Source organism: Sulfuricurvum sp., assembly GCF_041651515.1.
In the GTDB taxonomy this organism is placed as follows: domain Bacteria; phylum Campylobacterota; class Campylobacteria; order Campylobacterales; family Sulfurimonadaceae; genus Sulfuricurvum.
The window spans coordinates 49755-58977 of sequence record NZ_JBAZJF010000010.1 but is presented as its reverse complement, the minus strand read 5'-3'; the positions used below and the strand labels follow the sequence as shown (position 1 = coordinate 58977).

At 44.1% G+C, this 9223-nt stretch carries 9 protein-coding genes and 1 pseudogene; all 10 read right to left on the bottom strand.

The features are described from left to right. Positions 1–61: 61 nt before the first annotated feature. Positions 62–286 carry an NADH-ubiquinone oxidoreductase subunit E family protein gene (locus WC407_RS13500; protein WP_373023200.1) on the bottom strand — a complete coding sequence of 75 codons (225 nt, stop codon included), beginning with the start codon at positions 284–286 and terminating at the stop codon, positions 62–64. Between the two features lie 12 nt (positions 287–298). Beyond that, positions 299–1525, bottom strand: coding sequence for an NADH dehydrogenase (quinone) subunit D (gene nuoD, locus WC407_RS13495; RefSeq protein ID WP_373023198.1), 1227 nt, complete (start codon positions 1523–1525; stop codon positions 299–301). A gap of 8 nt (positions 1526–1533) precedes the next feature. Further along, on the bottom strand, positions 1534–2340 hold the full coding sequence (locus WC407_RS13490) for an NADH-quinone oxidoreductase subunit C (protein ID WP_373023197.1): 807 nt from the start codon (positions 2338–2340) through the stop codon (positions 1534–1536). Then, positions 2340–2849, bottom strand: a complete 510-nt coding sequence (locus WC407_RS13485) for an NADH-quinone oxidoreductase subunit B family protein (RefSeq protein WP_373023196.1) — start codon at positions 2847–2849, stop codon at positions 2340–2342. The genes WC407_RS13490 and WC407_RS13485 overlap by 1 nt, the downstream gene beginning before the upstream one ends. Further along, entirely contained in the window at positions 2831–3220 is a 390-nt protein-coding gene (locus WC407_RS13480; RefSeq protein ID WP_373023195.1) for an NAD(P)H-quinone oxidoreductase subunit 3, read from the bottom strand. Before WC407_RS13480 ends, WC407_RS13485 begins: the two co-directional genes overlap by 19 nt. A gap of 310 nt (positions 3221–3530) precedes the next feature. Then, complete coding sequence (locus WC407_RS13475) at positions 3531–3869, bottom strand: CZB domain-containing protein (protein ID WP_373023202.1); 339 nt, start codon at positions 3867–3869, stop codon at positions 3531–3533. 99 nt (positions 3870–3968) lie between these two features. Then, positions 3969–4400, bottom strand: a pseudogene (locus WC407_RS13470) (methyl-accepting chemotaxis protein); the annotation flags it as partial. A 331-nt stretch (positions 4401–4731) separates the two neighbouring features. Further along, the gene (locus WC407_RS13465) at positions 4732–6468 is read right to left on the bottom strand and encodes an ATP-binding protein (RefSeq protein ID WP_373023194.1); all 1737 of its coding nucleotides are present in this window, start codon (positions 6466–6468) and stop codon (positions 4732–4734) included. Then, positions 6465–8000, bottom strand: coding sequence for a long-chain-fatty-acid--CoA ligase (locus WC407_RS13460; protein WP_373023193.1), 1536 nt, complete (start codon positions 7998–8000; stop codon positions 6465–6467). Before WC407_RS13460 ends, WC407_RS13465 begins: the two co-directional genes overlap by 4 nt. After that, positions 7997–9220 carry an OmpP1/FadL family transporter gene (locus tag WC407_RS13455; RefSeq protein WP_373023192.1) on the bottom strand — a complete coding sequence of 408 codons (1224 nt, stop codon included), beginning with the start codon at positions 9218–9220 and terminating at the stop codon, positions 7997–7999. The genes WC407_RS13460 and WC407_RS13455 overlap by 4 nt, the downstream gene beginning before the upstream one ends. Positions 9221–9223: the final 3 nt, after the last annotated feature.

Genomic DNA, 9223 nt, shown 5'->3' with positions numbered 1-9223 from the left:
GATGTTGTTGATCTGCTCGCCCCGCCACGTGGAGAAATAGACTTTACTCACTACCGAATCCTTATTTTCTGACCACAATGGTCCAATCGGCCTCATTGAACTTGAGTGAGTTCATTAGCTCACACCCGAGTTCTTTGACCAAATCAGCCGATTTTTGGATTGGAGAAAAATCCCCTATCTCAAACAAAAATATACTCACCTCGCCGCTTTGCGCTTCCGTTTTTAAAATGGAACTCATGCGGTCGTAAAATTCACCTTTCAGGTGACGTAAATCGTAACGTTTCACTGCATGCTCCTTTTAGCGGTCTACTTCACCGAAGACGATATTGGTCGTCCCGATGATCGATACAACGTCGGGGATATAATGTCCCGGCAATAAGTCAGTCAAAATTCCGGTGTGCCAAAATGACGGTGCACGAAGTTTTAGACGGTACGGATACGCTCCCCCTTGAGAGTTGATGTAAAATCCTAACTCTCCCTTAGGGGATTCGGTCGCGGCATACACTTCCCCTACCGGCGGACGCATCCCCTGTGTCACAAGGACAAAATGCTGCATCAACGAGTAGTTTTGGGTCATGATGTCGATTTTCGGTGCTGAAATGTATTGCGGCGCATGCGCCATCAATGCAGGCTCGGTCCCCTCATACATATCGAGAACCTGGTAAAGGATTTTTGCCGACTCACGCATTTCCGCCATGTAAAGTTTATAACGAGCGTAGTTGTCCCCTTTGTCCGAAACCGGAACATTAAACTCGACTTCGTCGTAGAGTTCATACGGCTCTTCTTTACGGATATCCCACTCGACACCCGAAGCACGAAGCATGATTCCCGAACATCCCCAACTGAGTGCCATCTCTTTTGAAATAACCCCGACATTTTCCATACGCATTTTCCAGATACGGTTGGTATCCAAAAGATCTTCGTAATCTTTAATATTTTCCGGCAATTTATCCAAAAATTTACGTAAATCAGGGATAAAGTTATCCGGAAGATCGAGCGGTACCCCGCCAATACGAACTGCCGCATGGGTCAGACGTGCACCGCAATAGTCCTCGATCAAGTCCATCAGATATTCGCGCTCACGGAAAGCGAACAAGAATACCGTCATTGCCCCGATGTCGAGTGCCGTTGTCGCAAGCCAGAACAAGTGCGACATAAGACGGTTCGTCTCAAGGAGCATCATACGGATCACTTTAGCACGGCGCGGTACTTCGAGTCCGATAAGACGCTCTACCGCAAGGGCAAATCCGTAGTTATTTGAACTAGATGCGATATAGTCCATACGGTCGGTGGTCGGCATGAACTCGTTGTAGATCATGTTCTCTGCCATCTTCTCCATACCGCGGTGAAGGTATCCGATATCCGGATGGGCTTTGGTGATCTGTTCTTGCTGCAAATGAAGCATCAAGCGAAGCTGTCCGTGTGCAGAGGGGTGTTGAGGCCCAAAGTTTAGGATCAGTTCATTGTCATCACGATCAAAGGTAATGTTTTCGAAAAACGGTCTAAGTCTATTGGATTGTTGCATGGTTGCCCTTATCGATCGCGATCAGAGATCACGACGCTTTTTTCTGCGTCAAATTTTTCAATCATGAAGACACCTTCAGCCTCTTGATAGACAAGAGGGGTATCCGGTTCACCTTGGCTGATATCTGCACCGCGAGGTACTTCGTGCCCAAGACGGGCAAAACGTTCGGTGTCGTAACGGTCAACACGGGCGCTGTCACGAATTTCAGGCCCGATAATCTCGCGCGCTTCTTTGCCGAAGATTTTGTCCACTTCGTACCATTGGGCGAATTCATCTCCTTGAAGCGGATACGTTTTACGCAACGGGAATCCTTCCCAATCATCCGGCATCAAAATACGTCTCATGTACGGGTGATTGTTGATCACGATACCAAACATATCGTACATCTCTCGCTCAGACCAATCCGCAGAGCGGAAAAGCTTCTCTACGCTTTGAATCGACTCTTTTTCGCTGATTTTACATTTGATACGGAGACGTTTGCGTTTGGACATGCTCAACATTTGGTAAAAAATTTCAAATTTACCTTCCGTTGCCAACCAATCAATCGCGCTCAGTTCGGAAAGCTGATTGTAGTCGCACACATTTTTGAGCAATTCGATCACACCAAAGTTATCCTTCGCGTGAATAACAACCACCATTTGATCTTTTTGAATATAAGCATCCAACACATCAAAGTATCCTTTGAGCATTTCCAAATCGGCTGCAAATACGGCGTCTTCGCTCACATCACTTTTCGCGACTTGCGGAGCAACCCAATAGCGATCGGTATAATAGGGTTTTTTCTGTACATCGTCTTTAGGCGTATAGGCTCTCATTACATCAACCTTTTTGGTTTTTGGGCACGGGATGCGCTCTCACGGCGAATCTTTTGCTGAAGAAGCATTACCGCATACTGAAGCGTTTCAGGGCGAGGTGCACACCCAGGGAGATAAAGATCCACCGGAATCACACGATCCACCCCTTGAACCGTAGCATAGGTATTGAACATACCGCCGGTGTTTGCACATGAACCCATAGAGATAACCCATTTAGGCTCAGTCATTTGATCGTACAAACGACGGATAAACTCGGCATGTTTTTTCGTCAATGTCCCCGCAACAACCATAAGCTCTGCTTGACGCGGAGAAGCACGAAAGATCGTACCGAAACGGTCGAAGTCATATCGCGATGCTCCGGAAGCCATCATTTCGATACCGCAGCACGCCAATCCGTACGTGAGGGCCCAAAGAGAATTCGATCGACCCCAGTTGACTACTTTATCTATTGTTGTCAATGCGACGGGGAGCCCGCCATCTTTGAGATAATTTACTTGATGCTGTGCCATTCGAGAGCTCCTTTCTTCCACGCGTAAACAAAACCGATTGCTAAAAGCAAGATGAACATCATCATCTCAACAAAACCAAACCAACCAAGCAGTTTAAAATCGATTGCCCATGGAAACATAAAAACGATCTCCACATCAAAAAGCAAAAATAACAGTGCGAACAGATAAAACTGCGTCGAAATACGGTTCGGTTGTTTCGTCACTTCCGGTCCACATTCGTAGACCGTCAATTTTAGCTTTTCCGTGTCTTTGGCCGCTAATGCGCGGCTGGCTAAGCGTGCAATTACCGTCGTAGCATAAAACGCTCCGAAAGTTAGCACAAACAGTACAAATACCCCAAAATAAGGATTCGCTGCGTTGTAATGCTCCATATTTCTGACCTTTTCGTGGTTGATGGCATATACCGAAACAAGGGTTGCTTGCCTCTGTATACGGATTTACGTAAAAACAGTTATTGCACTATAACAAAAAGAGAATTAAAGCAAACCCTTAATCGTTAATCAATCATTTGTCTTTTTTAGCTACTGTCACTATAGGAAACACCGTACTATTGGGTTTTGGAGGTAAATGTTAAATTTTGTAACATATTGCAGTAGTGATAGAAAATAAATGTAACTATAAGGGACATCTAGGGAGTCTAAATTATATCAGACCCCATCAATCAAACGCTCTAATTCTCTGCTAGTGTTTCTCCTGCAGCATATTATCCAACGTGGTAAAGACTCCATCACTAGCCCGTTCCATCTCTTGAAATGCCTGCCGTAATCGCTCGGACTCCATATGTTCAGTCTTCATCAAATCAAAAATCTTATGGGTTGTATTATGGACAATGGAGTGTGGTGCTTCAAGCGATCCATAACTCGGTGTCTTTTTAAAATATTCAGACCCTTCCCCCTCATAATACCATTTACCGAGGCGACAGTTATGGTGATCCACAAATGCAAATTGCTCTTTTTGGGTAATGGCTGAAAGATAGGTATTGACTTTCCAAATGACATGATCGAGTTTTGCCAGACTCATAAATACCCGCTCTGCAGTATGGGCAGTACTGCCAAATGTCTCTCGCATCATCTGAGCATTTTGATCCATATTATCATTAAATTGCCCTATGGATTCATTGGACTCGGCAATTTGCACTTGCACTTGTTCAAATTTATCTCCAATGGTATTTACATCTTGTTTCATAGACTGTAAAGAGATATTGATCTCGCTGATTGCTTTATCGGTTCGATCCGCTAACTTTCGCACTTCATCGGCAACAACGGCAAATCCTCGTCCATGCTCTCCGGCACGGGCTGCTTCAATGGCGGCATTCAAGGCCAAAAGATTGGTTTGATCAGAGATATCTTTAATCAGCCCCAAGATACTGGCAACATCCTGTGCTCGCTGAGAGAGAGCTTGCACCGTTTCCATCGAATCGAGCGCCAAAGCGTTCAGCCCTTCCAGCGTATTGGAGATCCCAGAGGCTTTATGTCCAAGATCAACGATATTTTCAAGCAATGATGTCGATTTGGTTATATTCTCTTTGGAAGAGGAGACGGAAGTTGCCATATTCCCTTGGATATCAATCAGATTTTTTTTGATCTGTTCGTTTTGATAAGTCATGATTGCAGAGGTGTTTTCACATTGACGTTTATCGGTTTGATCGGCTAGAAGAGTCTCCTGTTCATACAGCCGCTCTGTTAATCTTCTGTTCTCTTCCAATACGGTTTCATACTCTTTTTTTAGGAGTACAAGTTCCTCTTTTAATACAGCATCATCGCTAAACCATCCCATTTTTATGCTCCATAGCTATTGTTTCTTTTGCCGATTATACTCCCTCTTGAGGCTAAAAACAACGGCTCGATTAAACTTTGGTAACATTGTGATAAAAATTTGACGATTAATTATTTAAAAATCCCACCGACTTTTCCCCTTCAAAGTTCCCTTGACGTTCTTTTTGAATTTCCGAGACAAAGTCACCAAGACGAAATGTCCCATCTTCTCGGGCAGCAACATGATAGGCAGTGTTTTTGACGATCAAATTTATCTGGCCCCCTGTAAGCGGATAGGAAGTAAGTTTTTCGAGATCAAATCCCTCTTCATAAGGAGCATTTACTGGAAGCATCATTTTCCATAACAAAGCACGTTGCGGTTGATTCGGTTTTTTGAATTCAATTTTATAGTTGAATCGACGTGAAAATGCCTGATCGATATTTTCGAGAAGATTCGTCGTCGCAATCAAAATCCCCTGAAACTTCTCGATCTGTTCCAAAAAGATATTTTGCATCTGATTATGCATCTGATCGGCGGAAGAACCGACTCCTGCAGAACGGGCGGAGAGAAACTGATCGGCTTCATTGAGCAAAAGAATCGGCTCCGTCTTGGTTTGCTTCGTCAAATCCGTATAGGTATCGAATATTTTGCGAACATTTTTCTCCGACTCTCCAACGTACATGGAGAGAATTTTGGAACAATCAAAACTCAGCACCTGCCGTTTCAACGAACGGGAAAGCGAATGGGCGGTAAGGGTTTTGCCGGTTCCCGGAGGACCGTAGAAAATGATCCGTGCATCCAATCCGGCTTTTTTATCCTTGACTCCCCACGCATGAAGGCGGGTGATCACTTCACGATCCAATTGGCGCATAAGGTTTTGCAACGTCTGCTCCGTAGCCGGATTAAGAACCACGTTCTCAAGCGATGTTGTAGGCTCAATCAACTCAAAAATTTCCTGCTCTTTGATGAGCATATCGAGTTTGAGTTTGCGTACTTTTTTCTTTTTTTGCGGATGCATAATCGACTGAAGGACCTCATCAACAATGTAAAAAGCGCGGCTTATACCGCCAAACGGATTAAGCATCTCCTCATAATCGATCACCTCTTCATTGATAAGACGGGAACCGTCTTCAAGAAGAGCGCGATTTTTGATCCGTTCGTAGTCATCAAAACTGATAAGATCGATAAGGGTATTCATCTCCCGCAGATTCCCCTCGGTTGCACTGTATTCTTCTTTGAGGAGAGCAAGGAAAATAACCTGTTCTTTAGGCTCTAGCTTTTTTTGTTTGAAAAAACGATCCAGTACAACATCCTGAGAGGTTTGAGCGATTCGCTCATCAATTCGCTTCTCCAGTAGATCAAGCTTATTTTGAATACGGTTAATTCCCAGTGAATGTTCGTTTCCGTGATGGCGGATAACACTCATCTTTTGATACAGCTCGATACGAAAGAACTGATCTTGCAGGTACTCCAAATGATCGGCGTAAGGTTTAATATCTGGAAGCGTCATTTCCAGTGATCCCTCTTCGAGGAGTTTCATAAAGACCGACGTAAGCGCGACCGGAGTGTTATAAAGTTCCAATTGTGACATATCGCTGATCTTGATCGGGGTGAATGAGTGATGGGTAATCCACCCCAATTCTAAAAGCGTTTTTACTTCCCCAAAATGGCTCAAATAGGAGTAATCATCCGCTCCATAAAGCTCTTGTAAAAGTTCAGCAACAATAACATCCTCTTGGGATTGTAAAAATTTACGCGTCAAGAGCTGCAATACTTTTGCTTCATCGACAGTACATTTCAGCTGAGAAAAAATATGCGATTTTTCAATGGTAGAATTTTCTAAAAAGTCGATTAAATGTTTCAATGAAGTCCTTGTTTGAGAATGCGTTTAAGCACTTTACCTGTGGCTGTTTTCGGTAATGATTCTACCACGGTTATGGTTTTAGGGATTTTAAATGCCGCTAAATGTTCTTTGAGCTGTAATTTAATAACGGCAGGGCTTGTATCTTCATACCCCTCCTCAAGTTCGACAAATGCAATCGGCACTTCTCCGCTATGAGGATCACTCTGCGCAATAACCGCCGCTAATTTGATCTGAGGAAGGAGCATCATCTGCTCTTCAATCTGTCGGGGATAGATATTAAGCCCTTTGGAAATAATCAAATCTTTGATCCGATCAACGATATAAATATACCCCTCTTCATCAACTTTTGCAATATCTCCGGTACGGAGCCACCCGTTTTGGATACATTCTCCAGTCGCTTCGGGGTTATTTAAATACCCTTGCATTACACAATCACCGCGTACAATCAGCTCACCCGATTCCCCTATAGGAAGTTCGACCATTTCATCATTCACGATCTTCACTTCATAACCGCTCAGCGCTAATCCGACGGAAAGAGTTTTTTGTTTTTCAAGCGGATTAATAGCTACAGCAGGGGAGCATTCGCTCAAGCCATATCCCTCTAACATCGTGGCACGTTTAAACGTTGAACGAAATCGGTTGAGCGTGTCTTCATTGAGCGCGGAACCACCCGAAACGAAAATGCGGATACGGTTGAACCACAAAAAATACCATGGCAATTTAGCACGGATTAAGGCACTGTAAATATCAGGAACTCCCATAAATACCGTTACCTGTTTTAGAAGTGTCTGCTTGATAATAGTATGAAACGGCAATATGGAGGGAACAATTACAAACGATGCACGGACAAAGAACGGTAATATCACCATAGTCGCAAAGGTAAATGAATGAAACATCGGCAAATAGACAATAAATCGATCCTTTTTGTTCAATTCAAATCGTTCGCGTGCCGCCACAAGATTGGAAAACAAATTGCGGTTACTGATCATTGCCCCCTTGGGATGCCCTGTTGTCCCCGACGTATAAAAGATAACCGCCGTATCATCGAGTTTAGCGAATGAAACAGGCATATGGGTATGCAAATGATCCGAAAGAATCTCCTCCAAAACCAAATGACGAGCATCTTCAACAGGGGCTTTGTCAATCCAAATGGTATGTTCGACCGAGGTAAGGTTATTCACCTCTTTGGCAAGTTTAGAACCGCTAATCAATACTTTCGCACCGCAATCCGCCAGAATATACCGATACTCTTCATTTTTCAGCATCGTGTTAATCGGCACCGTAACTGCACCCAATTTACTGATCGAAAAAACGCTCATCACAAACTCAATCCCGTTAGGGCAGATGAGCGCAATTTTGTCTCCCTTCCCCACACCGATAAGCTCTAATGCTCTCGCAAACCGATCTACTTTTGAAAGAAACTGCCGATAGGTATAACTCTCCTTCTCGATAAAAATAACTTTTTTGTTCGGCTGCTCACTCGCTACACTGGCGAGCATTTCATAGAAATTTTCAAACGGGTAACGGATCAAAAGCGATACTCGATTCCGGCCGTAACCAAATACGCCCTCGCATTGCTAAACGTACCATTTACAGGATTCGTTCCGCTAATTTGATGCACTTCTCGATCTTTTTTCATATCCACCAATCCCGCTAAACCAATATTCCACGATTTATTCAGTTGGTAACGTCCCCCGAGAGAGACAATAACGGCATCTGAATCAGGAAGTTCATATCCGAGTGTCGATTCCGGAACCGGGGTCTGATCATATGCCACCCCTGCCATCGCCGTCCATTTATCGACTTTTTGGGTTACTCCGAGACGATAAGTATTGGTGTCTTTCCAGTTTTTGCTGATAGGGGTACCAAACGCAACGGTCGCAGCATTAGGAGTTCCACTGTAATCAAAATCAAGATATTTGTACGCTGACCAATAGGTTCGTTCATAGAGTGCTTCAATGGTCGTGCCCGTATCAAAGGTATATGCAACAGCAAGGTTTAATGCCGCAGGCAGCGGAACCGTAACACTACCAGAACCGTAGTACAAACCGTTCACACCGTAAAGAGACGGAAGATAGCTTAACGTCGCATGTCCCTCTTGCGTCAAATTAACTTTAGACCGATAGGTAGCTGCCGCAGTAAGATTACTTATAGGTCGATAATTAAGAGCCAAGTTATATCCGAAATTGATCGAATCTCCTGACATATCTCTGGAAACTTGAGTAGCTCCCGTATTGCTTTTAACTACCCCCTCACTTCGAACGATTCGAAATCCGGCCCCAAAACTGACCGTATTGCTCAACGCTACCGCCATAGAGGGGTTGACTTCTATCGTTTGGAGCGTAAACTCTTCGGCACTTGATTTTGCCGGCTGTGCATCCCATCGTTTTGACAGTCCCCCCGGTGCAACGATACTTAATCCAAAACGAGCACCATTTTCCCCCAATTTTTTAGAGGTATAATAGAGTGTCGGAACAAAAAATGATTCGCTTTTTGAGTCAATATTCGTTGTCCCGCTCGTTGATGTGTAATTAATCTTTGAAAGCCCGATATAGGTCGCATCGACTTCCAACAATGCCGTATCGTCGTTATACACCATTGCCGCAGGATTGTAATACGCTGCGTCAGCTCCATGTGCAGCAGCCACATAGGCTGCACCAAGCGCCGTCGCATTGATTGAATTTTCAGGGATTGCATATCCCCCTGCCATAAGCATGGCTGAAGCAACAGCCGAAATCAAAATAATTCTCATCCT

Bases quoted from the DNA above. Each gene is read 5' to 3' on its own strand.
- nuoD (WP_373023198.1), bottom strand. From the start codon at position 1,525: ATGCAACAATCCAATAGACTTAGACCGTTTTTCGAAAACATTACCTTT.
- WC407_RS13490 (WP_373023197.1), bottom strand. From the start codon at position 2,340: ATGAGAGCCTATACGCCTAAAGACGATGTACAGAAAAAACCCTATTAT.
- WC407_RS13485 (WP_373023196.1), bottom strand. From the start codon at position 2,849: ATGGCACAGCATCAAGTAAATTATCTCAAAGATGGCGGGCTCCCCGTC.
- WC407_RS13480 (WP_373023195.1), bottom strand. From the start codon at position 3,220: ATGGAGCATTACAACGCAGCGAATCCTTATTTTGGGGTATTTGTACTG.
- WC407_RS13475 (WP_373023202.1), bottom strand. From the start codon at position 3,869: ATGAGTCTGGCAAAACTCGATCATGTCATTTGGAAAGTCAATACCTAT.
- WC407_RS13455 (WP_373023192.1), bottom strand. From the start codon at position 9,220: ATGAGAATTATTTTGATTTCGGCTGTTGCTTCAGCCATGCTTATGGCA.